The sequence below is a fragment of the Microbacterium sp. LWH7-1.2 genome (assembly GCF_038397755.1).
In the GTDB taxonomy this organism is placed as follows: Bacteria; Actinomycetota; Actinomycetes; order Actinomycetales; family Microbacteriaceae; genus Microbacterium.
The window spans coordinates 3,713,397-3,737,015 of sequence record NZ_CP151637.1 but is presented as its reverse complement, the minus strand read 5'-3'; the positions used below and the strand labels follow the sequence as shown (position 1 = coordinate 3,737,015).

The 23,619-nt window shown below is 65.3% G+C and carries 23 protein-coding genes and 1 pseudogene; 9 read left to right on the top strand and 15 right to left on the bottom strand.

The features are described 5' to 3' along the window. Positions 1-78 precede the first annotated feature (78 nt). On the top strand, positions 79-450 hold the full coding sequence (locus MRBLWH7_RS17270; RefSeq protein ID WP_341996725.1) for a RidA family protein: 372 nt from the start codon (positions 79-81) through the stop codon (positions 448-450). On the opposite strand, the gene MRBLWH7_RS17265 is transcribed toward MRBLWH7_RS17270, so the two are convergent. From MRBLWH7_RS17265 to MRBLWH7_RS17250, 4 genes are all read right to left on the bottom strand, one after another. After that, positions 445-1,149: an alpha/beta hydrolase gene (locus MRBLWH7_RS17265; protein ID WP_342002114.1), complete on the bottom strand. Its 705-nt coding sequence runs from the start codon at positions 1,147-1,149 to the stop codon at positions 445-447. The two genes, MRBLWH7_RS17270 and MRBLWH7_RS17265, sit on opposite strands and share 6 nt — an antisense overlap. Before the next feature lie 526 nt (positions 1,150-1,675). After that, the gene (locus MRBLWH7_RS17260; protein WP_341996723.1) at positions 1,676-2,992 is read right to left on the bottom strand and encodes a Xaa-Pro peptidase family protein; all 1,317 of its coding nucleotides are present in this window, start codon (positions 2,990-2,992) and stop codon (positions 1,676-1,678) included. Positions 2,993-3,034: 42 nt separating this feature from the next. After that, positions 3,035-4,039, bottom strand: coding sequence for a transketolase C-terminal domain-containing protein (locus MRBLWH7_RS17255; protein ID WP_341996720.1), 1,005 nt, complete (start codon positions 4,037-4,039; stop codon positions 3,035-3,037). Beyond that, the gene (locus MRBLWH7_RS17250) at positions 4,032-4,796 is read right to left on the bottom strand and encodes a 1-deoxy-D-xylulose-5-phosphate synthase N-terminal domain-containing protein (protein WP_341996718.1); all 765 of its coding nucleotides are present in this window, start codon (positions 4,794-4,796) and stop codon (positions 4,032-4,034) included. The genes MRBLWH7_RS17255 and MRBLWH7_RS17250 overlap by 8 nt, the downstream gene beginning before the upstream one ends. Positions 4,797-4,970: 174 nt before the next feature. Here MRBLWH7_RS17250 and MRBLWH7_RS17245 point away from each other — a divergent pair, with 174 nt between their 5' ends. Then, positions 4,971-5,711: an FCD domain-containing protein gene (locus MRBLWH7_RS17245; RefSeq protein WP_341996716.1), complete on the top strand. Its 741-nt coding sequence runs from the start codon at positions 4,971-4,973 to the stop codon at positions 5,709-5,711. Between the two features lie 20 nt (positions 5,712-5,731). Here MRBLWH7_RS17245 and MRBLWH7_RS17240 read toward each other — a convergent pair whose 3' ends face one another. Genes MRBLWH7_RS17240 through MRBLWH7_RS17220 form a run of 5 tightly spaced genes read right to left on the bottom strand, consistent with a single transcriptional unit; the run spans position 5,732 to position 10,117 of the window. Beyond that, entirely contained in the window at positions 5,732-6,433 is a 702-nt protein-coding gene (locus MRBLWH7_RS17240; protein WP_341996714.1) for an enoyl-CoA hydratase/isomerase family protein, read from the bottom strand. Then, positions 6,423-6,743 carry a Dabb family protein gene (locus MRBLWH7_RS17235; protein ID WP_341996713.1) on the bottom strand — a complete coding sequence of 107 codons (321 nt, stop codon included), beginning with the start codon at positions 6,741-6,743 and terminating at the stop codon, positions 6,423-6,425. Before MRBLWH7_RS17235 ends, MRBLWH7_RS17240 begins: the two co-directional genes overlap by 11 nt. A 21-nt stretch (positions 6,744-6,764) precedes the next feature. Further along, complete coding sequence (locus MRBLWH7_RS17230) at positions 6,765-7,757, bottom strand: ABC transporter permease (RefSeq protein WP_341996710.1); 993 nt, start codon at positions 7,755-7,757, stop codon at positions 6,765-6,767. 12 nt (positions 7,758-7,769) lie between these two features. After that, positions 7,770-9,263 (bottom strand): sugar ABC transporter ATP-binding protein, encoded by a 1,494-nt coding sequence (locus MRBLWH7_RS17225; protein WP_341996708.1) that lies wholly within the window; start codon positions 9,261-9,263, stop codon positions 7,770-7,772. Further along, positions 9,260-10,117: a sugar ABC transporter substrate-binding protein gene (locus tag MRBLWH7_RS17220; protein ID WP_341996706.1), complete on the bottom strand. Its 858-nt coding sequence runs from the start codon at positions 10,115-10,117 to the stop codon at positions 9,260-9,262. The genes MRBLWH7_RS17225 and MRBLWH7_RS17220 overlap by 4 nt, the downstream gene beginning before the upstream one ends. 358 nt (positions 10,118-10,475) lie before the next feature. Here MRBLWH7_RS17220 and MRBLWH7_RS17215 point away from each other — a divergent pair. Further along, a pseudogene (locus MRBLWH7_RS17215) lies at positions 10,476-10,596 on the top strand (DDE-type integrase/transposase/recombinase); the annotation flags it as partial. Between the two features lie 282 nt (positions 10,597-10,878). Here the strand turns inward: MRBLWH7_RS17215 and MRBLWH7_RS17210 are convergent. The 3 genes from MRBLWH7_RS17210 to MRBLWH7_RS17200 all read right to left on the bottom strand — a co-directional run bounded on the left by MRBLWH7_RS17210 (position 10,879) and on the right by MRBLWH7_RS17200 (position 14,173). Continuing rightward, positions 10,879-12,180, bottom strand: a complete 1,302-nt coding sequence (locus MRBLWH7_RS17210) for an aldehyde dehydrogenase family protein (RefSeq protein WP_341996704.1) — start codon at positions 12,178-12,180, stop codon at positions 10,879-10,881. 13 nt (positions 12,181-12,193) lie between these two features. Beyond that, entirely contained in the window at positions 12,194-12,862 is a 669-nt protein-coding gene (locus MRBLWH7_RS17205; RefSeq protein WP_342002112.1) for a GntR family transcriptional regulator, read from the bottom strand. Positions 12,863-13,366: 504 nt separating this feature from the next. Further along, on the bottom strand, positions 13,367-14,173 hold the full coding sequence (locus MRBLWH7_RS17200; protein ID WP_342002110.1) for a sulfite exporter TauE/SafE family protein: 807 nt from the start codon (positions 14,171-14,173) through the stop codon (positions 13,367-13,369). 412 nt (positions 14,174-14,585) lie between these two features. Between MRBLWH7_RS17200 and MRBLWH7_RS17195 the strand changes: the two genes are divergently transcribed. Then, complete coding sequence (locus MRBLWH7_RS17195; RefSeq protein ID WP_341996702.1) at positions 14,586-15,158, top strand: hypothetical protein; 573 nt, start codon at positions 14,586-14,588, stop codon at positions 15,156-15,158. Between the two features lie 2 nt (positions 15,159-15,160). Here MRBLWH7_RS17195 and MRBLWH7_RS17190 read toward each other — a convergent pair whose 3' ends face one another. After that, positions 15,161-15,703, bottom strand: coding sequence for a MarR family transcriptional regulator (locus MRBLWH7_RS17190; protein WP_341996700.1), 543 nt, complete (start codon positions 15,701-15,703; stop codon positions 15,161-15,163). Between the two features lie 123 nt (positions 15,704-15,826). Between MRBLWH7_RS17190 and MRBLWH7_RS17185 the strand changes: the two genes are divergently transcribed. Further along, positions 15,827-16,450, top strand: a complete 624-nt coding sequence (locus tag MRBLWH7_RS17185) for an NADPH-dependent F420 reductase (RefSeq protein WP_341996698.1) — start codon at positions 15,827-15,829, stop codon at positions 16,448-16,450. Between the two features lie 364 nt (positions 16,451-16,814). On the opposite strand, the gene MRBLWH7_RS17180 is transcribed toward MRBLWH7_RS17185, so the two are convergent. Then, positions 16,815-17,216 carry an L-rhamnose mutarotase gene (locus MRBLWH7_RS17180; RefSeq protein WP_341996696.1) on the bottom strand — a complete coding sequence of 134 codons (402 nt, stop codon included), beginning with the start codon at positions 17,214-17,216 and terminating at the stop codon, positions 16,815-16,817. Positions 17,217-17,314: 98 nt separating this feature from the next. After that, on the bottom strand, positions 17,315-18,583 hold the full coding sequence (locus MRBLWH7_RS17175; protein WP_341994761.1) for an IS256 family transposase: 1,269 nt from the start codon (positions 18,581-18,583) through the stop codon (positions 17,315-17,317). Between the two features lie 631 nt (positions 18,584-19,214). On the opposite strand from MRBLWH7_RS17175, the gene MRBLWH7_RS17170 reads away from it, so the two are divergent. The 4 genes from MRBLWH7_RS17170 to MRBLWH7_RS17155 all read left to right on the top strand — a co-directional run bounded on the left by MRBLWH7_RS17170 (position 19,215) and on the right by MRBLWH7_RS17155 (position 23,521). Continuing rightward, complete coding sequence (locus MRBLWH7_RS17170) at positions 19,215-20,462, top strand: acyl-CoA dehydrogenase family protein (protein WP_341996695.1); 1,248 nt, start codon at positions 19,215-19,217, stop codon at positions 20,460-20,462. Further along, positions 20,459-20,953, top strand: a complete 495-nt coding sequence (locus MRBLWH7_RS17165) for a flavin reductase family protein (RefSeq protein ID WP_341996693.1) — start codon at positions 20,459-20,461, stop codon at positions 20,951-20,953. Before MRBLWH7_RS17170 ends, MRBLWH7_RS17165 begins: the two co-directional genes overlap by 4 nt. Further along, positions 20,950-21,660 carry a helix-turn-helix domain-containing protein gene (locus MRBLWH7_RS17160; RefSeq protein ID WP_341996691.1) on the top strand — a complete coding sequence of 237 codons (711 nt, stop codon included), beginning with the start codon at positions 20,950-20,952 and terminating at the stop codon, positions 21,658-21,660. The genes MRBLWH7_RS17165 and MRBLWH7_RS17160 overlap by 4 nt, the downstream gene beginning before the upstream one ends. A 145-nt stretch (positions 21,661-21,805) precedes the next feature. Further along, positions 21,806-23,521 carry an ABC transporter substrate-binding protein gene (locus MRBLWH7_RS17155; RefSeq protein ID WP_341996689.1) on the top strand — a complete coding sequence of 572 codons (1,716 nt, stop codon included), beginning with the start codon at positions 21,806-21,808 and terminating at the stop codon, positions 23,519-23,521. Positions 23,522-23,619 lie beyond the last annotated feature (98 nt).

The window sequence follows — 23,619 nt, the reverse complement described above, 5'->3', positions numbered from 1 at the left end:
GCGTCAAGCTATCATGTAGGCTTCATCAGCGTCCACTACCACTTCATTAGTCCACTATCACTTAATAGGAGATGGCCGATGACCGCTCAGCGTTTGACTCGAATCCCCGCCCCCGTGGTACCGGGTATTTCTGACAGCGTGATCGACACGGCGACCGGATTGGTCTATGTATCGGGCGTCTACGTTCCCGTGCCGGACGACTTCGCTCGCTCCACTGAGCTCACTTTCCGCGCGCTGGAAGAGGCCCTTGTCCGTGCGGGAACGAACCTGGACAACCTCGTCCGAGTGAACATCTACGTGAAGCACCTCGACGAAGACAAGTTGCAGACCTATCGCCGTGTGCGCGACTCGATTATCAGTTCCGACCAGATGCCGGCCAGCACCCTCGTCGGCGTTCACTCCCTGTACAACGAGGCCACGATCGAGATCGACGCCATAGCGGTCCTATGACACGTCGCAGGGTCGAAGGCCGGCGTACTCGCGGACGGCGCTCGCGATCTTCTCCCACGCCGGACTGCTCGGGTCGACCACGTCGAAGTGATTAGCACCTTCCAGCTCGATCAGGTCGATATCGTCGCCCAGTGCCGCGCCTACATCGAGGTAGCGCCGGTGGCTCTCGATGCGCCATGGGTTGTCCTTCGTCCCGATGATGAGAGTCTGCGGCACACCGAAGGGAAGTAGCCGGATCGCGGACGCGTCGCGCGCCCTGGCCGGCAGCCCCGCAGGCTCACCTGCGCGAACCACTTGGAGGACGTCAGTTCGACCCGCGCTGTGGGCGTGCTCGAGATCGAGGACCCCGGCCAGTTCGATGACGCCCCGCACCAGCAGCGGGTCCTTCACGTACAGCGAGCTGTCCGGAGAAAGGTTCTTCCGGCCCGCCGCCCACGTCGCGAGATGACCGCCAGAGGAGTGCCCCAGCAGAAGTACTCGGTCCAGATCGATCGGGTACTCCCGCGCTAGTTCGCGTGCGAAGTCCACTCCGCGCGAGATGTCGAGGAACATCCCCGGAAACTCGCTCCCGGGGTTGTTGAGGCGGCGGAACTCGAGGTTCCAGGTCGCGGCTCCCAGCGCCGTGACGGCTTCGGCGAGCCGCGCGACGTAGTCCGAAGTGTAGCTGGACTCCCAGCCGCCGCCGTGGATGACGACCACCAACGTGGGGCGTGACCATCGGGCCTCCTCGAGCCGCGGGTCGCGCGGTGGAGTCAGCCAGCTCGACATCTCCGAGCACCCATCCTCCGCCGTCGAAGTAGACCACGCACGGCTGGTCGGGTAAGTCCGACACGGCATACACCCTGACCCCGACGCCGACGATCTGCGTGTCCACCACCTGTGCCACGGCGGGACCGACGGCCCGTCAGCGGCAACGCGTGCACCAGATCCGCCCGGTTCTTCGTCGCGGTCTGCGTGTCGAGGGGAGGGTTGTCCTTGACGAGTGCGAGAACGCGGCCGCCTCGGCCTTAACCGGTGCCTTCGAGCTCATGCGGTGTCTCCTCGGATGTTGCTCGACGAACGGGCGGCCGTCCGCGGACTCCCCGAGCGAGACTTCGTGACGATGTTCTTGACGCCGACTGTGTTCTCAGCGTAAGCGAGGCTCGCACCATGTTCAGCTCTAGTACACACTCGCGAGCCTCGCCCGGCGCGTTCGCTCACGTCGAGCGGAGCGCAGCGTGGCTCGTCACACGTTCTGACGGATGCCCGTTCCGAGGTTGTTCGTGTTGAACGAGTGACCGTTCCAGTAGCGGGTGCCTGCGACGAGGAGTTCATCGGCCGGGAAGCGCGTGATGACCTTGCAGCCCTCGCTGGTCACGACGACCTCTTCTTCGATTCTGGCCGCGGACGAGCCGTCCTTGGTAGGCCAGTACGTCTCGAGGGCGAACACCATGCCCTCTTCGATCTCCACCGGGTGCTCGAGCGAGTGGTACCGGCTGATGAGCGGCTGCTCCCACAGTGAGAGGCCGATGCCGTGGCAGTATTGCAGACCGAACGCCTCTTCCTCGCTGTGGTAGCCGAGGTCGGCTGCCGATGGGAAGGCGCGAGCGATGTCGGCACTGGATGCGCCGGGCTTGACCTGGTCGATGGCGGCGTCGATTGCCTCGCGGGCACGGGTGTAGGCGTCGCGCTGATTGGCGTTCGCGCTGCCGATGTTGAGCGTGCGGTAGTAGCAGGTGCGGTAGCCGTTGAAGGAGTGGATGATGTCGAAGTACGCCGTGTCGCCGGGGCGCATCATCCGGTCGGAGAATACGTGCGGGTGGGGGGAGCAGCGTTCGCCGGCGATGGCGTTGACGGCCTCGACCTCTTCCGAGCCGAGCTCGTAGAGCACACGGTTGACCAGCGCCACCGCGTCGTTCTCGCGGACGCCGACGTGCAGGAACCGGTAGAGCTCGTCGTAGGCGGCGTCCACCATGCCCGCGGCGTGCGAGAGGAGGGCGATCTCGTCCACGGTCTTGATGCGCCGAGCCCGCTGCATGAGGTCCTGGCCGTTGACGATGTGCAGGCCCTCGCCCTCGAACGCACGCAACACCGGGATCTCCACGACGTCGATTCCGATGGGATCGTTCTGCAGACCGTTCTCGCGCAGGATGTCGGCGATCCGCTTGGCGTTCCCGACCTCAACGCCCACTTCCTCGGGGATGGAGCCGCGCCACGTCGACAGGCCGGCGCGCCAGTTCTCCTCGTCCAGCCACGGTGCGTGCATCTTGTGCTGGCGGGCCGCCGAGCCGATGTCCCACAGGATGGGGTCGTGGCCGCGCATCAGCAGCACGCACCGGAACAGCTTGTCCCGCGCCCAGTTCCCGATGTGGGTGGCGGTGGTGTATCGGACGTTGTTCATATCGAACAGGATCAGCGCACCGAGCGAGGAGCGCTCCAGCTCAGCCTGAGCACGGGCGAGGCGCTCGTCACGGAGGCGAGCGAAATTGACCCGCTCCTCCCAGTCGACGCCCATGATCGCGCCGGGAGAGGAGACAGGCGTCTGAAGATGAGTGGTGGTCATATCGTTCGGTTCCTTCATCCAAGAGGCAGTCGGGCGCCGGGGTTAGACCGGCTGGTACTCGCCTACGGCGAGCTCGTGGCGTTCGGCGATGGGCGCCGCGCCGTCGCGGCGCAGGTGCGCCCAGATCGCGTCGATGAGCGCCTGCGTGGAGAGGCCGTACTTCTCGAACAGGTACGGTGCGGTGCGTGAGCCCTCAGCGAAGGTGTCCTGCATCCCGACCCGGCGAAGCGGGCGACCAAGGCCGGCTTCGGCGACCACTTCGGCGACGGCGGACCCCAGGCCACCGATCACGGAGTGGTTCTCCGCGGTGACCACCACACGGGTCTGCTCCACCGCCTGGCGAATCGTTGCCGCATCCAGAGGCTTCACCACCGGCACATGCACGATCCGTACCCCGATGCCGGCGTCTGCCAGCGTCCGGGCAGCATCCAGGCTCGCCGCCAGCATCATCCCGTTCGTGACCAGAGCGACGTCATCCCCCTCGGTGAGAACGTGCGCCTCGTCGAGGCGGAACTTGTGGTCCTCCTCGAAGATCACCGGGATCTCGCCACGCTTGAGCCGCAAGTACACGGGTCCGGGGATTGTGGCCAGCTGAGGCACGACCTGCGCGATCTCGACCGCGTCTGCTACGTCGATGACTGTGAAGTTCGGCAGAGCACGCATGATGGCAACGTCCTCGATGGCCTGGTGACTGGGGCCGCCCGGGCTGGAGATGCCAGGCATGAAGCCCACGAGTCGCACCGGAAGGTTCGGGTACGCGACCGCGTTGACGATCTGGTCGTAGGGACGCCGCGTGGCGAACACACCGAAAGTGTGCACGAAAGGCTGCAGCCCCTCGCGCGCCATCGCCCCGGCCATGCTGATCATGTTCGCCTCGGCCATACCGGCGTGCACGAAGCGCTCCGGGAACCGTTCCTGGAACAGGTCGATCTCCGTCTGGCGGGTGAGGTCACCGGAGAGGCAGATGACGTCGTCGCGCCGCTCGGCGAGCTCGACCAGAGCTCGACCGTACGGCTTGACTTCGGTCGCGTAGGGCGGCTTATGCATCAGCGAGTTCCTCTCGGGCTGCAGCGGCCAACTCGGCTGGCAGCTTGATGAAATGACCATCCGCGTCCGGCGGCAGCACATCAAGTCCGTGAACGGTGGAGGTGCGGGCGATGATGATCGACGGGCGCTCATCGTTCAGCGCACTCTCGAACGCCGCGTGCACCGCATCCACGTCGTGCCCGTCGATGTCGATGGCATGCCATCCGAATGCCGTCCACTTGTCGGCAATCGGCTCGATGGTCGTGATGGTGTCGACCGGACCGTCCACCTGGGAGTTGTTCGCGTCGAGGATGACCACGAGGCTGGCCAGTCGGTGGTGAGCGGCGAACATGGCCGCCTCCCACACCTGACCTTCCTCCAGCTCACCGTCGCTGATGAGGGCGTAGACACGTCCTCCGGTTCGCGAAAGGAGCCGGTCGGCGTACGCGAATCCCGCAGCGCCTGAAAGTCCCTGGGCGAGTGAACCGCACGTCAGGTCGACCAGCGGGGTCCGCTCCGTGCCGATGGCCTCGAGCTCGGAGCCGTCTTGCCCGTAGGTGAGCAGCTGCTCCTCGCTGAGGAGACCGACCTCCGCGGCGGCGGCGTACGCCGCGATGATGTAGTGCCCCGGAGAGCAGATGAAGCGGTCCACTCCGGGGCGCAAATAGCTGCCGTAGAGAGCGGCGACCGTCTCTGCACTGGACAGCGCCTGCCCCAGGTAGCCGAATCCTTGCGGAGCAACCATCTCCACCGCACGTCGGCGGATGCCACGGGCCAACGAGACCGTGTCTCTCACCGGTGTCGACGTCGTCGTCATAGCTACTCCCATTCTAGTGGCTAGGTGGCTATGCCACTTGACAATAGACCTGTAGCCCTCCACTGTCAATCCGTCGGAGAGTTACGGCCAGTAAAATGGTCAGACCCCACCGATTGGCCACAAGAAAGGAAGCAGATGGCGGACACCAACGCGTTGCCCGTTTTTCCTGCAGTTCGCCCGGTCTCGGCCAGCCGACTCGCGGATGAGGTGGTGGAGCAGATCCGGTCAATCATCCTCAAGAACGACCTTCAGGAAGGCACCCGCTTGCCGTCCGAGCGGGAACTGGCATCGCAGCTCGGCGCCAGCCGGCCCATCGTGGCTCAGGCGCTGCGGACGCTGTCGATGATGGGTCTAGTGGACATCCGTCCGGGGTCCGGGGCGTACGTCATGCGTCGACCCGAACACCTCATCGCGCAGTCGATGCAGCTGATGATGGAAGTCAACGACGACTCGCTCGACCATCTCCTGGACTTGCGGCTGCTGCTGGAAGACCGCGGAACCAGCCTGGCCACGTCAAACTCGACCGCCGAAGACGTCGCGCGGGTGCGCGGCGCGCTGGAGCGCATGACGGCCGCCGGGTCGGCGGCGAGCTGGGTCGCCGCCGACGCGCTGTTCCATGCCGCGATTGTCCGGGCCGGTCAGAACAAGTACATGGCGATGATGTTCGAGGCGGTGCACAACGCTGCCGTGAGTAACACATACCGCGCCTGGATCGAGTCTGGTGAGACGCCTGACTGGCTCCTGTCAGGGGCGGATCGACCCGACGAGGTGCATATCGCGATGCTCGAGGCGCTAGAGAACCGCGACGCGATGGCCATGCGCGAGTGCGTGCACTCGCACCACTCCGCCATGCTCGCGCACCTGCACGTGCGATAGCGGAGCCCAGCAAGAAGGGCTCAGGCTCCGAACACGTCGACGAACGCGTCGGCGGCTGCCTGCAGGTCTGCGCGATAGTTGCCCGCATACAGGCCGACGAGCATCGGCTTGCCGCGGCGGGCCGCATCTCCGCCCACCGTGGCCTCGCGGACGATCTGCGTCACCCGCGCACGGAGCAGGTCGCCATCAGGCACGATCTCGTCGATGATGCCGAGGTCCTTCGCCTCCCGGGTGGTGAACGGAACCCCGGTGAGAGCGTTGCGCAACCCCGCCTTCACCGGCACACGCCGGCTGGCGGGCACCTGCGCAATCATCGGCCAGGTGCCCAGCTTCGCCTCGATGGTTCCCAGCGAAGCCCCCTCGACGGCCAAGACGATGTCCGCCGCACACGCGAGTCCGAACCCGCCGGCCAGGGCGTCCCCGTTGACCGCCGCCACCACTGGCGCCTTCACCTCAGACAGCAGCGTGAACAGGTCTACCGCGGCGTCAGCGAACTCGCGCGCCGTACCAGTGGAGCGCAGGTGTGGGCCGTCCGCGCCCCCGCAGAACACGTTGCCGGCGCCGGTCAGCACAAGCGCTTCGACCTCTTCCGCATCGAGGTCGGCAACCGCGTCCGCAAGGGCGCGAGCGAGCTCCGCGTCCAGCAGGTTCCGCTCCCCACGGTCGAGAGCGAGCCAGGCGACTTTTCCCTCTCGAGTGACGGTCAGAGTCTCAGCGGCCATGGGTTTCACCTTCCGCGACGTCGAAGTCCAGCGCGAATCGCTCCGCACATAGCGCCGGGAGCTCCTCGAGAAGGACGTGGTGGGCGGGGTGGTTCCAGTAGTCGGTCTGCAGCGTATCGATGCTGTCGAGCAGGGCCGAGCAGACGTAGTCGCACCCGCGTTGCAGACCGGTCGGGTTCACGTTTCGTCCCCAGCTGATGGATACCAGGCCTGGGCAGTCGTGGATGTCGCGGGCGAAGCGGTTCAGCGCGTCTTCCAAGGGTTCTCGCGGCAGGTCGCCGGCGCTGATGATGAGGATGTGCTCAAGCATGGGCAGCCTCCAACGGTCGGTCTATCGGTATCCGGCTTTGGTTCGGAACTGGTCGATTGCAACCGCCACCAAGAGGAGGGCCCCGTTGGCGATGGTCTGGTAGTACGACGGAACCGACAGCAGTGTCATCCCGTTGTTGATGACGCTGATGATGAGCACGCCGATGAATGTCCGGGTGACGCGCCCTTCCCCGCCCGTAAGGCTGGCGCCACCCAGAAGCACTGCCGTGAGCACCTGCAGCTCGTAACCGACCCCGGCGCTGGGGGTGGCGGAGCCGGCCTGACCGTTCAGGAGGATGCCCGCGATGGCGGCGACCAGGCCGCTGGCTACGAGCACGCCCATGCGAATCCCGCCGACTCCCACGCCAGCGAGCCTGGCTGCCCGCGGATTGGCGCCGACGGCGTAGACATTCCGTCCCCACGGGGTGTACTTCGCCACCCACCACGTCACGATGAAGACCGCAATCATAATGAGGACCGAGACGGGGATGCCGAGGATGCGTTCGAACCCGAGATAGTCCGAGATGGGATCCAGCACCGGGATGTCACGGCCGTTGCTGAACACGAACGCGAGGCCACGGAACACGGAGAGTGTGCCGATGGTCGCGATGATGGGATTTATGCGCAGCACCGTAACCAGCACACCGTTGAGTGCTCCGGCAAGTGCACCGATCACGAGTGCGGCGAGGATGGCCAGACCGGGAGGCCATTGCAGGTCATAGGTGAGCAGCGCTGCCGACACCGAGGTGAGGGCGACAATCGAACCGATCGAGAGGTCCAGCGCGCCGCTGACGACGACCAGGGTCGCTACCGCAGACATCGTGCCGATGATGGATGCGCTCAGCAGCACGTTGGACAAGTTGCGTGCGCTGAAGAAGTAAGGCGACGCGAGCGAGAACGCGACAATCAGCAGAAGCAGGACCAGCAGCAGTGCGGTGTCCTGCTGCCGTAGCAGCCCGGAGACTCCTCGGCGGGTGGCGGTGGGGGCTGGTTCCACGTTGGTGGCTGTGTGCATGGTCGAGTCCTCTCAGAGCGCGGCCGCAGTCAGAAGCGCGGGAGTCGCCTGGCCCGCGGCGAACTCGGCGGCCACTCGGCCGGCATGTACGACGTAGATCCGGTCGCACAGCGCGATGGTCTCCTCAGGGTCGGAGGAGACGAGAAGGGCAGGTGTGCCTGCGGCAGCCTGGCTGCGCAGCAAGCGGTGAATCTCGGTCTTGGCACCGACGTCGACGCCGCGGGTCGGCTCGCACAACAGCAGGAGACGGACAGCGCCGGTAGCCGCCCACCGGGCGAGCACCACCTTTTGCTGGTTTCCGCCGCTGAGAGAGCCGACCGGTGCGGACAGGTCGGCGATCTTGATGCGGTAGTCGTCGGCGAGCGCGTTCGCCAGGGAACGTGCGCGCTTACGATCCACGAGCACCCCGCCGGCGTGCCGCGGCTGCAGCACCATCATCAGGTTCTCCAGGACGCTCAGCTTCAGCGCGAGGCCCTCGTTCTTGCGGTCAGCCGGCACCAGTCCGATGCCGCGGGCGATTGCGTCGCGGGGGCTGCTCGGCAACTTGCTCGCGCCGAGAAGATCGACCTGCCCGGCCGTCGCCGGCAGCGTGCCATACAGTGCACTGGCTACCGCATCGTGTCCGCTCCCGGGAAGTCCGAAGACTCCCACGATTTCTTCCTGACCGACCACGAGATCAAGTTCCTCAAGTCGGGCGCCTGGTGCGCTCAGACCGCGGACGGAGACGGCGACGTTGCCGAAGTCTCGTGCTTCCGGGGCGGCGAAGGCGCCGACATCGACTCCCAGCATCGCCCGGACGACGTCCGCCTTCGTCAGCCCAGTCACTGGCGCGTGGAGAGCCACCCGACCATCGCGAAGCACGGTGACGTCATCGCTGACCTGCATGACCTCGTCGAGCCGGTGGCTGATGTATAGGACGGCGACACCAGACGCTGCAAGAGCGCGGATTCGCTCGAGCAACTGGTCAATCTCGCGCGGAGGCAGCGCGGCGGTCGGTTCGTCCAGGATCAGCACCGCAGGGTGTGCGGACAGGGCACGGGCGATCTCTACCACTTGCTGCTCGGCGACCGGGAGAGCGTCGACGCGGGCCTGCGGCCCGATCTCACTCCCGAGCGTCCGCAGGACCCGGACGGTGTCGCTGGCAAGCCGGGAGAAGCTGACGACTGGTCCCTTGCGAGGCAACCGACCCAGGTAGATGTTCTCTGCCGTGGCGAGCGGACCAGCCAGTTCCAGCTCCTGATGTACCGTTCGGATCCCGAGACGCTGCGCGGCTTGTGGGCCGCCCAGCTGCACGGTCTGCCCATCGACCTGGATGTCACCATCGTCAGGGCGGATGGTGCCGGAGAGGATGTTCACGAGAGTGGATTTGCCGGCACCGTTCTCCCCGAGCAGGGCGTGAACCCGACCGGGCGCGAGGGTGATGCTGACGTCCTTGAGCGCGTGCACGCCGCCATAGCTCTTGCGGATCCCTCGCGCCCGGAGCCGGGCGCCTTCCTGCTCGGTCATTCCGGGTACAGCTCGTCGATATTGTCCGCGGAGATGACCTCGATCTTCTCGGGGCGCGTGACATCAGGCACGTCGTCACCTGCGGCGACACGCTCGGCGAGGTCGATGAGCACCGGACCCCACGTCTCCGGGAACAGTCCCACCGTTCCGACCAGCGGAGTGCCCGCCTTACGGATCTCAGGGAACGCCGCCGCGTCACCACCCGTGCTCATCACAAGGACGTCGTCGCGTCCGGACGCCTCGACAGCGGCCACGACACCGAGCGCGACCGAGTCCACGTGGGTCCAGATGATGACGGGCTCGTCGGGGTGCGAGGTAAGGAAGTCGGCTGCGAGCTGACGGCCGACGGCGGCGTCGCTCCGGCTGTCGACCTCGGAGAACTCGATGTCGGGGTAGACCTCGGAGATGGCTTCCTTCGCGCCGTCGCTGCGGTCCAGCTGAATCGGTCCGCCCTGCGGGAGCGTCACGATGAGTGCGGCGGGAGTGGCATCACCGAACTTATCCTGCGCCGCGTCCGCGAGGTACTCCCCGCCCACCTGTCCGACCCGGGTGTTGTCGATGGCGAACAGCGGGGCGCCCTCGATGGGGTACTGAACGGCGATGACAGGGATGTCCGCATCGGCCATCAGCGACGCGATGCGGGAATTGCTGTCGGCGTTGCCGCTGTACTCAATGAAGACGTCCGGCTGGGTAGTGGCCGCCTGACGAGCGTTGTCCACCGCAGTGGCCGCGTCGTTCTGATTGTCGAGCACGCTCAGTTCAACGCCCGCCTCGTCAGCGGCATCCTGGATCGAGTGCGTCACCGTAGCGACGAAGCCGACGCTCTCGCCGAAGCTCGCATACGTGACCTTCAACGGCTCCTCGCTTCCGGATGACGCGGAGGGTGCTGAGCCTCCGGCGCATCCGGCGAGCGTGAGTGCAACGGCGGCTGCGGTGGCAACCAGAGCAGCTACTTTCGAGGTGCGCTTCATCGCGGGGACTCCTCATCGATTTTGGCCAAGTGGCCAGGTGGCCTAGCCTCATGAACGTAAGCGATCGGTGTTCGCGGTGTCAACATCGTCGGGTGGGCGAGATCCGGGCCCCGCGGCGCTGTGATCCAGAACCGCAGGGGTCGTGTTGAGCACGGGCTCAGGCGTAAGAGTGGAGCGGTTGCCGCCGGTGGTGCGGGCCGATGAAACACGGGCGCGAGCAAAGTGGAACGCGGTGGCGGCCGCGCCGCGGCCGCTCTGGGTATGACGTGACCTACGTCGCGACATGGTTCGGGTTCGCCTACGTCGCGCTCGTCATCGACGCATACTCACGCCGTTTCGTGGGGTGGAACGTCGCCTCGACGCTGCGGTCCGCGATCTGCCCACGCAGGCGCGACCGGGGCAGGTCGAGCTCGTGGACCTCGAGTGGGTGTGGTGGAACAACCAGCGCCTCGACGGCGAGCTCGACATCCGCACCCCGATCGAGGTCGAGAACGCGAACTACGCTGACCCTGGATCAGCCCAACCGGCAGCTGCCGGACAAGCAATCCGACAGGAACGGCAGCCAGGCCGATTCAGGGTCTCGGAGTTGTGCTTCACACCCCGATCACATGTGCAGATGGGCACATGGCGGCGAGACGGGGTCGTCAGGCGACCCAGACGGTCTTCAGATTGCAGAACTCGCGGATGCCTTCGACCGACAGTTCGCGACCGTAGCCGGAGCGCTTGATGCCGCCGAACGGCAATTCGGCGTATGAGATCGTCATGCCGTTGACGAACACCGCGCCCGCCTCGAGCTCACGCTCTGCGCGCGCGATCTCGGATTCGTCGTTGCTCCAGAACGCGGATCCCAGCCCGAACGGACTGTTGTTCGCGACCTGCAGCGCATCGTCGAGCGACGAAACCTTGTAGAGCGACGCGACCGGACCGAAGGCCTCCTCCTGATAGAGGCGCATCTCCGGCGTGATGTCAGCGATCACCGTGGGCTCATAGAACCAGCCCGCCTCCCGATCGCCACGTCGTCCGCCCGTCAGGATAGATGCGCCCTTGTCGCGGGCATCCTCGACGAGGACCTCGATGTCCTCACGACCGGACTCGGTCGCAAGGGGGCCGATCTGGGTGGCCGGATCGGCCGGGTTCCCCACCACCAGCGCAGCCATCCGCTCGGCGAAAAGGCGGGCGAAATCGTCGTAGATGTCTTCGTGCACGATGAACCGCTTGGCGTTGATGCAGGCCTGGCCGTTGTTGCTCGTGCGCGCCTTGACAGCCGTGGCCACGGCATCGTCGAGCTTCGCCGACGGCATCACGATGAACGGATCCGAGCCTCCGAGCTCGAGGACGGCCTTCTTCAGCACATCGCCCGCGGTCGCGCCGATCGCGCGGCCGGCGCCTTCGGAACCGGTCAGCGTCACTGCGGCGACGCGGGGATCACGGATCACTGCCTCGACACGGCGCGACCCGATCAGCAGCGTCGAGAAGGCCCCCTGAGGGAACCCGGCTCGTGCGAACAGCTCGCCGATGTACACCGCCGACTGCGGAACGTTGGAAGCGTGCTTGAGCACACCGGCGTTGCCCGCCATCAGCGCGGGCGCCGCGAAGCGGACCACCTGCCAGATCGGGTAGTTCCACGGCATGACGGCGAGAACGACGCCGAACGGCTCGAATCGCGTGCGCGCCGCCGATGCCGAGACCTTCGCCGGGTCATCGAGCTCGCGCCCGCTGAGGAACTCCTCGGCGTTCTCGGCGTAGAAGCGCATCGTGTAGGCGGACTTGGCGACCTCCGCGCGAGACTGCTCGATCGGCTTGCCCATCTCGGCGGTGATCACACCCGCCAGCTCTTCGATCTCGGACTCGATGAGATCGGCGGCGGCACGCATCAGACGTGCGCGGCCATCCCACCCCAATGCGGCGAAAGCGACGCCCGACCAAGGCTCCACCCTCCGGGACATGCACACGCAACCGTCACATCTGCGTAGATTCCTCAGCGGAAGGAGCGAGCACTGCCGGCTCTGTTCGCAGATCTACCGAGGTAGCTCGCCGCACGTGCGCGGCCATCAAGGCCTCGGCGAGCGGCGCGTCGCCCCGGGCGATCGCGGCATAGATCTCACGGTGATCTGCCCAGAGAAGCTCCGAGGTCTGAGCGATCGTCGCGACATTGATCCACTCGGAGCGGTTGGACAATACGTGGACAAAGGCCCCGAGGACGGAATTGCCGCACGCCGAGGCGACAGCGTTGTGGAAGCGCGAGTTCATGCGGTTCAGTCGGTGAAGCTCTCTCTCAGCGATCGCCTCGTCTCCCTCGGTCAGGATCGACCGAATCGTCACCAAATCCGCGTCCCTGCGGTGCAGTGCAGCCTCCCGCGCCACGTTCGGCTCCAGAAGGTTGCGCGCGTCGTTGACCTCTCGAACGACGTCGTCGGTCAGAACCTGGACAGTCGGGGAACCATACGGTCGCAGGTCGATGAAGCCCTCCGCCGCGAGTACCCTCAACGCCTCTCTCACCGGCACGCGCGAGACGCCGAAGCGTTTCGCGAGGAGCGGTTCGGTGACTCGCGACCCCGGAGCCAGCTCGCCGGCGATAACCATTTCTCGGATGGCTTCGACCAACGTCCGGCCGCGAATCGCCGACATCGTCACGTCGACCCCTTCCGTACGACCGACAGCTCACTCTAGGCGCTCCTCGCCCGCCCGTGCTCGATCAGGAACCCGGGCGGGTCACCGGGGAGAAATCCGATGTGAGATCCTTCTGAGGTTCGTAGTCAGTCTCGCGGACGCACGACGAGACGTTGAGGATGTCCGCCTCTTCCGCAACGAGCGCACCCGCGCTAGAGATATCGCAGACGAGGACAATGACCGCGGCAGATCCGGCCAGTCGCAACGAACCGCCTGAGTTGCTGCGATTCGTATACGGCATGCGCTTTTGACCAATGTAGTGGTCCACGGGGACAGCGACAAGAGGTTGCTGGCTAAGTTCGCGCTTCGACTCAGTTTTCGACAAGAGATCGGCGCACCCGCGACGGACAGCGCTTCTCCCCAATGGGCGTGTGAGAGCGGCCACCATCCTATGAATTCTCCGCCGGCGATCGGTGCGACTTCTCGGATCGCCTGCCATGGCGATCACCCGTGCTCAGCTGCTCAGGCCCTCGCGCCGCGGACGGCTCGCACCGCCATCTGAATGGCGATGAATGCGAGGAAGACGGCGAAGAGCGCATTCGCGACCTGCGGGGCCAGCAATGTCGCAACCCATGCACCCAGGGCCGTTGTCGCGCACGCCGCGACGCCGACCGTCGCGGCGGCGTAGAGATCCACGTTGCCTCTCCGCAGATTCCCTGCGGTCCCCGACACGGCGGTCGGAATCATCATGAGAAGGGAGGTGCCCCGAGCAGTCAGATCACTCATCCCAAACGCGAGCATCAACGTCGGCACCACGACGATGCCACCGCCCACCCCGATCAGACCGGCGACGATCCCGGTTCCCAGGCCCAAAACGATCAGTCCCGCACCGCTGAGCCACGAGAGTTCAAGGGTGGCCTCACGGGAGGGGACGACCAGGAACAGGCTCACGATCACACCGAGGAGGAAGGCGACGAAGGCCCACCGCAGCGCCGTCTGCGACACCTTCGGCAGCAGCCACGTGCCGATCTGGGCGCCTACGACGGCGCCCGCGGCGAGGATGAGGCCCGCGACCCAGTTCACCGAGCCGTTCAGCGCGTACGCGACGACCCCGACGGGCGCAGTCAGCACGATGGCCGCCAACGAGGTACCTGCCGCGCGCCGCTGGTCAAAGCCCAGGAGCAGGACCAGCATAGGCACGATCACTGTTCCTCCCCCGACGCCGAACATCCCGGACAAGGCTCCGGCGAGCAAGCCGATCCCCGCGCACACTACGAAGTAGCGCACGCCTCTCGGCGACTTGTCCTCGCCTCTGCGTCGCTTGCTCACAGTGATGGCCCTCCCACACGTCACGTCGACAGCCTGACGCACAGCAGAAATATCGCGTCGCCCAGTGCCCGCCACCGATCTCACTCAACTCCGCTGCGCACGGTGGCGTCGTATATGTCAGCAGGTTTAGTATACGATCCCGTCCAAGCTCAGATCGCGGTCCCCAGAATCACCTGCTCCGGCGCCTCCAGACACGCGCGACCGGGCGCGCTCGAGGAATCGAAACGGATCACCGTATGCAGTTCACTACCCGTCCGGAACTCGTCGGGACCTTCGGCATGGTCGCCTCGACGCATTGGCTGGCCTCCGCTGCGGGACACCTTGCGGCGGTGGTGCCGGGCTCGTTCGGCGCGGCGCCCTGCGGGCAGGGCTCGCCGGCAATCCCCGGCTGCGGGTCTACGGACCGTCCAGCGTGGCCGAGCTCGTCGGCGACCACGTCGATCGATTCACCGAGGTGACATCGGGTCAGTCGTTCACCATCGGCCCGTTCGCGATCGAGACGTTCGGTGGCATCCACGCGGCCATCCACCCCGATATGCCGGAGATGGCGAACATCTCCTACCTGATCGACGGAAAGGTCTACCACCCCGGCGATTCGTACGAGCTCCCCGGAGTCCCGGTCGAGACGCTTCTCATGCCGACGAGCGGTCCGTGGACCTCCGTCCGGCAGGGAATCGACTTCCTCCGCGGCATCGATCCGACACGCGCCTACCAGGTCCACGAGCTCGAGCTCAGTGAGGCCGGTCAGGAGTACGCGATGTACTTCTTGAACCTCGTCGCCGACGTCGCCCGGTCGTCAAGCTCGCGGTCGATGAATCCGTCGAGGTATAACGCGTCGGCTCACGGCAGGGCCGTCGATCCCGCCCGCGCACGAGCATCGACACGAGCGGTGAGCCGAAGCCACTCCCGTACCACAACCGCGAATTGCACATACTCGGTGAGAGATCCGCCCTTCCACGGGCGACCGCGGCTCCGTCCCGACTGACCTCACACGTAGCCGGCACTCTCTTCGGGAGGCTGGTCGCCCACAAGGATCTCTTCCTTATTCCTTGATCTGGGTTGCACCTGGATGGGCACCTGCCCGAGCTCCCAATCCGGATCAAGCCGGTGGAGGACTCGTTCGAGGAGGGCCGCGAGTTGAGACAGGTCGTCGTGGTCGAGGTCGGCGAGGAGTGTGTCACGTGCGAGAAGGACGTGAGACGGGGTGGCAGCGAGCCAGGCCCGGCGGCCCTCGCGCGTGAGGTGCACGTTGATCGCCCTGCCGTCATCCGGGCAGGCAAGGCGCTCGACGAGATCTCGCCGCTCGAGACGTGTGACGGCCTTGGAGAGCTTGGGCGCCGGTGACCCGAGCGCGGAAGCCACATCGCCCATCCGCAGCGTCCGGTGGGGCGCGGCGATCAAGACGCTGAGGATCCCGTACTCGAAGTTGATGAGCCCGGCGTCCGTCATCAGCTGCGTGTCCAGCGCCTGAGGCAGCGACTCAGCCAGGGAAACGAGCGCGATCCACGCGCGTGCTTGGGTCGCATTCATCCGCGGAACGACCATACCCATGAAAGCAGAGTACTCAATCTATTTGCCTAGGCAACAAAGTCTCGGTAGGATCGTTGCCCGGAGCAGCGAATGCGCCTCTCTGATCGCTTGAAAGGATCTACGATGACGAATGTGACCGTGATCGGCACGGGCAACATCGGATCAGCTGTGGCTGCGGTCGCAGCGAGGGGCGGCGCCTCGGTGCAGCTGCTGGGCCGCGACTCGGAAAAGACCGCGGGTGTCGCCGCGGGTGTCGGGGCGATCGCCGGTGCGGTCGGCGACGCCCTCACGGGAGACATCGTCGTGCTCGCAGTGCCATACGCCGCGCTCGCGGAACTCACGGAGCAGTATCGCGACCAGTTCGACGGGAAGGTGGTCGTTGACGTGACCAACCCGGTCAATTTCGCCACGTTCGATGAGCTGACCGTTCCCGCCGACTCGTCGGCAGCGGCCGAGCTCCAGAAGCAGCTTCCGGGCGCGCATGTCGTCAAGGCGTTCAACACGAACTTCGCAGGGACGATCGCAACGGGGCAGATCGGCGACCTGCCTACCACGGTGCTCGTCGCCGGCGACGATGACTCGGCGAAGCAGGCGTTGATCGACCTCATTACAGCCGCGGGGGTCAGAGCTGCGTCGATCGGCTCACTCAAGCGTGCCCGGGAACTGGAAGCGTTCGCCTTCCTACAGATCACTCTCGCCGCCCAGGGAATCGTCGGCTGGGATGGCGGCTTCGCGCTCCGCAATTAGAGCGACCGTCGGGCGCGTTCGTCTCGCCCCGGTGTCTCACGACAGCGGGATGGCTGAATCAGGATGTCGGGGCTGCGGTCGTGTTCGCGTCCCAGGGTCGGACCGCGCTCGGCGAGCGCGGTCCGAGGGTGAGTCCCATAGCGTGCTGTCAATTCCGGACATTCTGAGGGTGGTTCGGACCGGTCTTTGAGGGGCCGGATCCCACAGAAGCTGCGTTCCGCGCGCTACCTCGCCGCGATGCACCAGCACGAGTGCGATGTTCGCCAGGGCATCTGAAGCCCGCGAGAGGCGGGGCCCCGACGGGACGAGGCTCGCGGGGATTCGGCTCCGCGACGGAGAGGTGATGCTTGTCCTTTGCGGTCGCTCAAGGGAGGTGGAAGTACTGCTCGAGGGGCTCGGCCCGGTGGTCGGGCCGGCCTTGCTCGAAGTACTCGTCCATACTCTCCTGCCAGAGGGTGTTCACTTCCCTGAGCGCCATGTTCGCGGTTGCCCGCTGGTAGTCCTCTGTCTCTATGTAGGCCACTATCAGCCCGTCGTCGCGCCGGACGAAGAGGCTGAATTTCTTATACCCGCTCTCGGAGAGTGCACTGCGCATTTCCGCCCAGACCCGCGCGTGTGCTTCGAGATAGTCGTCGACGCGGTCGGGCTTGAGCTGCAGTGTGAAGCAGATGCGCTGGATATCCGTGCCGTCCCGCTCGTTCGAGCTGGTGCCGACGACAACTGCGATCTGCCACGCTCGGGCAATTCGACGTTCCGCTTGGGCCACGTTGACTCCACGCCCGTTCGCGGATCTCCGGTTGAGCACCGACGATGGTCAAGTCCCGTTGAGTGGTGTCACTCCGTTTGCTCCTTGATGGGTGGGGGTCAGGCGGTGAGGTAGAGCTCGGGGCGGGCGGGTTCGGTGTGCGCGTGGAGGGTGTGGACGAGTTTGCGCATGGAGATGTCGGAGAAGTAGCGGCGTTCGCCGTATTGCCATTCCTCGTGCTGTTCCTGCAGGACGGCGCCGATGAGCCGGGTCACGGAGTCGCGGTCGGGGAAGATCTGCACGACGTCGGCGCGGCGTTTGATCTCGCGGTTGAGGCGTTCGATGGGGTTGTTCGACCAGATCTTCTGCCAGTGCTCGCGGGGCATCGCCGCGAACCCGGTGAGGTCGGGTTCGGCGGCTTCGAGCATGGCGGCGATCTCGGGGAATGAGGAGCGCAGGCTGTCGGTGACTTGCTGGTACTGGGCGAGCACGGCCTCCGGGGTGGTCTGCGCGAAGATCGTGGTGATCAGCGCGTTGACCGGCTTGGAGCGGGCCGAGCCCAGGCGTTGGGTGACGTTGCGGGCGAAGTGGACCCGGCAGCGCTGCCACCCGGCTCCGGGCAGGATCGCTTTGACCGCGGCCTTCAGGCCAGCGTGCGCGTCGGACGTGACCAGGGCGACGCCTTCCGGGTCGGCGTCGGTGGCGACCTTCAGGCCGCGGTCGCGGAGGCCGCGGAGGAACTCGGTCCAGAAGTCGGTGGTCTCCGCGTCCCCAAGGCTCATGCCCAGGATCTCCCGCCGCCCATCGCCGGAGACGCCGGTCGCGACGACGAGGGCTTGCGAGACGACGCGGCCGCGGTGGCGGACGTCGAGGTAGGTGGCGTCCAGGAACAGATACGGGAACCAGGTGTGGTCGATCCGACGGTGCAGGAACTCCTGCACCGCCTCGTCGATCTCGGCGCAGATCCGAGAGACCGTCGACCTCGAGATGCCGGTGTCGTTGCCCAACGCGCGGATCAGCTGGTCGACCTTCCGAGTGCTCACCCCGTCGATCCAGGCCTGACAGATCACCGCGTAGAGCGCCTTGTCCACCCGGCGGCGGGGGCTGAGCAGCGACGGGAAGAACGACCCCTCCCGCAGCTTCGGGATCTGCAGGTCGACCTCGCCGGCCGGGGTCGCGAGGGTCTTCGGACGCGTGCCGTTGCGGCGGGTGGTGCGCTCCGGGGTGCGTTCGTGTGGGGCGGCACCGATCTTCATGGTCGCTTCCGCGTTGATCAGATCCTGCAGGCCGGCCTGCAGCATCCGCCGGAAGACGTCGGAGTGGGCCAGGTCGGGATCGGCGAGGACTTCGCCGATCAGGGTCGTCAGGGCAGACTGGTGGTGGGTCATCGTGGGATCTCTGCTTTGCTTCTTGCCGGAAACAACTGGTCATCCCACGATGGCCCTTCATCGTCTACGACAACGAGGGCCCCGCGGGAAGTGACACCACGCTATGGGACTCACCCCCGACGATCCGGGGGGATCGCCCCACTATATCGAGCAGACCCCTGACCGAGAGCGTCGGTGGCGTGTGTCGGCGACGGTCGAGAAAGAGGCCGTTGCGACCTGGTGGCTTCCGGTGACGAACCGCAACAAGGACCCGCTCGAAGGAGGTACTTGTATGTCGTCTTGCCGTGTTCCGAAGGGGCCGGGCCGTAGTCCGATCACGACGCGAAGGCTCGATCTCATTGCGCGGGCCTTCTGCGGCCGTGGACGAACGAGAACGTGAGCCAGGGTCGGAATCGCGCCCACAACCGTGACAGTGACTCGCCGATTGCGACGCGTGCTCGCGCTCGGGTGGACACCCCGCCGTCCAGCCACTCCGCCGCGCCATCGCACCGGTGATTAGTTCGAGGGCGTGCTTGAGAGCCCGGAACGTCGTGCGCGCGCAACGAGAATTGACCCTTGCGCGAACAGTCGGTGTCGCTATAGTGATACATCCAGGCCCGTGTGTATCACTATTGCAACAGGAGGAGCAGCAATGCCCACGAAATCTTCGATGCTTGAGCGGGTGACACCGTTCTTCGATCTCGTCCGTGACGCCGAGGACGTGATCGAGAACGAGCGCCGCGTGCCGGATGAGATCACGGATGCGCTCTACGAATGCGGGATGTACCGCGCGTTCCTCCCGAAGGAACTCGGCGGACTCGAGAGTCACCCAGTCGATTGGTTGGAAGCGGTCGAGGCGCTTTCCCACATCAACGGTTCGGTCGGATGGCTCTGCATGCTCCACACAGGGCAGACCTGGGCCTCCAGAGACGCCATGAAGCGGATCCTCGCGGACGAGCGTTGGATCATCGCCGGCAATGGCGGGCGTGCGGGCGGCGTGGCTAGGGCCGTCGAGGGAGGCTACTGGGTTTCGGGGCGGTGGCCCTTCTCGAGCGGATCCCCTGAGGCGACCCACCTATTCGGTCTGTGCGTTCTACATGACGACGACGGCAAAGAGGTGCTTTCACCGAAGGACGGCGCGCCCTGGTTTGTGGTGCCCTACTTCCGCCGGGAGGACGTCACCCTCTATGACACGTGGGACGGACTGGGTCTTCGGGGCACGGGCAGCGGAGATTTCTCCGTGGACAACGTCTTCGTTCCGGCTGAGATGGTCGACGAACGAGGCATCTGGGGAATCACCTACGGAACTCCTCACGAAAAGGGCCCGTTCATTCAGGCAGCCCACTCTGCGCACGCCATCGGGCTCGCTACCGCCGCGATGGAAGAACTCATCAAGCAGACGCATCTGAAGGCCCGGCGCGGATCCTACCGACAACTTCGCTTCGCTACCGACGAGAACCTGCACATCAAGATCGCGACTGCGGATGCTCGGATCCGCTCGTGCCGCCTCTTCCAGAACGATGTGCTCACCCGGGCTTTCGCCAGTGCGCAGGAAAACCGATACATCGACTACGAGTTGCGCGTGCTGATGGCGGAGATGAACACCTTCATCGTGCACGAGATGCGGGAGGTGGTGAACTCGCTCTTTCTCGAAAGCGGTGTCGGAGGCGTCTTCAAGGGATCGCGGCTGGGTCGGATCTACCGCGACATGTCCACCGCCGCGAATCACATCATCATCGCTCAGAACCAGCAGCCATCGGTTGGCGCGTACTGGATGACCAAAGACATGGAGGGCGGGCCCTTCATCGAAAACATCGAGATGTCGGCGATCTACCCGCCGCATCCGCAGTTCGCAGATCGTGCGAACATCCGAGTCGACCTCCCGACGAGGAAGAAGTGAACGCCGTCATGGAGGCCGTCCGCTTGGAGCCCCCGCAGATCGCCACGGAATTGCGCGCGACCTTCGCCCGATTCGCTACGGGAGTCGCCGTCGTCGCGTACGAAGACGACGCAGGCACGCACGGCTTGACCGTCAACTCTCTCACCTCGATCTCGCTTGACCCGCCGTTGCTGCTTGTCTCGATCCAGAAGAACTCGCGCTCTCATGCGGCCCTCTTGGACCGGCCGTTCACTGTCAGCGTGCTCTCGGCCGACCATTCGGACGTCGCTCGCGCATTCGCATCGAAGTCTCGCGACGGAGCGCCAGAGTGGGATCGCTCAATAGGTGTTCCGCTCGTCACGGATGCCATCGGCTGGTTCCATTGCGCGCCATGGGCACGCCATGAGGCCGGCGATCATACGATTGTTCTGGGCGAAGTGCAGCGCTGTGGTTCCCGCGACGGATCCCCATTGCTGTTCTACGGGGGCCAGCTGACGGCGCTGAACGGATGACAACTCTGTTCGCTCGCGCCGGGACCGAAGGCGGAGAGATGAGTCGAATGCAACAGAGCGACTCGTCGAGCACGCTGGAACGCGCACTGGCGCTTCTTTGGCAGCTGTACGCCGAGCCCGAGGGACTCACCGCTTCCGAACTCGCGGCGCGACTTGATACTCAACGGACCGCGTTGTACCGGCTTCTACGCCCTTTCCTCCGTGAGCAGTTCATCCGTCGCGACACCCGGAAGCGCTACTATCTCGGCTTCGGGATCACGGCACTGGCTCGAGCCGTGGCAGAGCCCTTGGAAAGCATCGTCCGACTTCCCCTTCAGCGCCTCGCGGACGCCTCCGGCTCGACGGCCGTGCTGGTCGCGGACACAGACGGCATTCTCGTAACGGTGGCCAGCGCGCAACCGGCGGTGCCAGGTATCCACCTCTCCGTCCCAACTGGATTCGTCCACGACGGATCTTCGAGCGTGCGAACGGCTGTGCAGGCGATCCGCGCTCGTGAGAGCGCCAGTGAGGCCACCTCGCGTGAGGATCGTCCACCGCTCGGAATTGGAGACGGATCCGCTCATGGGTTCACCGCGGCGAAGCTCGTGCGCATCCCCATCATTGGCACCGATGCCTTCGTCGCCGTGATGTCAGTCGGTCAGCTCGATCCTCGTATTGCGGAGCAGCACCTCGAGGAAGCCGCGCGGCATCTTGACGCGGCGATCTGATATCACGAAATAAAGATTTTACATCGCGGTTTATACATCAGTCTTTACATCAAGGCGTTGCTGGCGCAAGCTATCAATAGACCGATTCCCGAATCGGACCAACACCAAACCCGACTACGCGACCGAGGTTCTCGAAGTAGAGAACGTGAGCGGCGAATCTCCACATCGGCACCACATCAAACTCGCTGCGTCGCGCCGTTTCCCCCATAGGAGAGTCATGAAGAGTCGACACGCAACCACACGGGCGGGAGTCCTGGCGACGGTCACCCTCGCCTGTATCGGATTCGCCGCAACCGCATGCGCCGCAACGCCCGCTCCGGAGGCGAGCACAGACGTGAAAACGATGCCCCAGTCTCCGAGCGGCTCGGAACCGGTCGAGTCGTTGACGTGGAACATGGGTTCCGGGGAACCCGCCACCTTGAACCCGCCCAACGTCCCCACATACTCGGGGATGGCACTCGTCTCCAACCTTTGCGATTCCCTCCTCTCGGTCGATGAGCAGGGAGCGATCATCCCTGGCTTGGCTACCGTGGAGATGGAGACGCCCACCCGTGCAGTCTTCGCCCTTCGCGGCGAACCCACCTTCTGGGACGGCACACCTCTCACCTCTGAGGACATCGTCTTCAGCATGAATCTCGCCGCCTCTCCTGCCTCGTACCTCGCTCCCACCTACGCCAGCGTCGCATCGATCACGGCGCTTTCGCCGACCGAGGTGGCCGTCGACTTCAGTGCACCGGATGCCGGGTTCCTGCCCACCATGGCGGGAGTGGGCGGCGCGATCATGCAACGGGCCTTCACGGAGGCAGCCGGCGAGAACGTCGGCACTCCCAGCGTCGGACTGATGTGTTCCGGCCCCTTCGAGCTCGGTCGATGGAACCCCGGTACAGACATCACGATCACCAAGAACGAAAACTACTGGGACGCGGAGCGGGCGCCCCTTGTCGAGAGCGTGCGCATGACATTCATCACCGATACGTCGGCGATGACCCAGGCGTTCGCGACGGGGGAGGTCGACGGCGGCTGGGAGATTCCGAGCACCGCGGTGCCGGCTCTCACGAACACCGAGGTCGGCGCCCTGTACTTCGGCGACACCACCTCGGTGTGGAGCCTTCGCGTAGCCGACCCGTCGAGTGTGCTCGCAAACGAACCGAAGCTTCGCGAGGCTTTCCAGCACCTGGTCGATCGCGATGCGATCGCGAGCGTCGTGTTCTCCGGAGCCGCGCAGCCGTGGGCAACAGCCATCAGCCCCAACTCGTGGCCGGCCGCAGAAAGTGAGCAGGCACTCGAGACGTACAGCACGATAGCCGGCGATCGCTCCTACGACCCGGAGAAGGCTGGAGACCTCGTCGAAGAGGCGGGCGCGACGGGGGAAAAGCTGGAGGTCATCGTCGCGAGCGGCGATGAGACGGCGTCGAAGATCGCACAGCTTCTCCAGGAGCAGGCCAAGTCCGTCGGGCTCGACCTGTCGATCAACTCATTGCAGCCGCTCGAGTACGCGCAGGCGATGTACGACCCCGCGGCCCGCGCGGGAAGTGACTTGCTTCTCGGGGTAAGCGGCGACGTGATTCAGGAGCCGCTGACGTCGATCCGCTACTACTACCTGCCGGATGGTCTGTACAACTGGGACGGCTTCGCGGACGATGACCTCTCCACGCTCTTCGAGGAGGCGATCACGACAGCTGATCCCGCCGAGCGAGTAGAGCGGACACTCGAGATTCAGTCGGTCTACGAAGCACACGGAGGCACGATCGCGATCGTGAATCCTTACCAGGTCAACTTCGTGAACGACCGCATCGGGGGCGTGATCACCTCTTGGGTATACACCAACCTTCCTTCGCTCGCCTTCGTCGGCGGGCGCTGATCCCCCCGGCATTGATCCCGACATCCATTCCAGCTCTCCGGTGGTCGCGCCTCCGGACCACCGGAGAGTTGAATAGCATTCGACACACAAAGATGGGC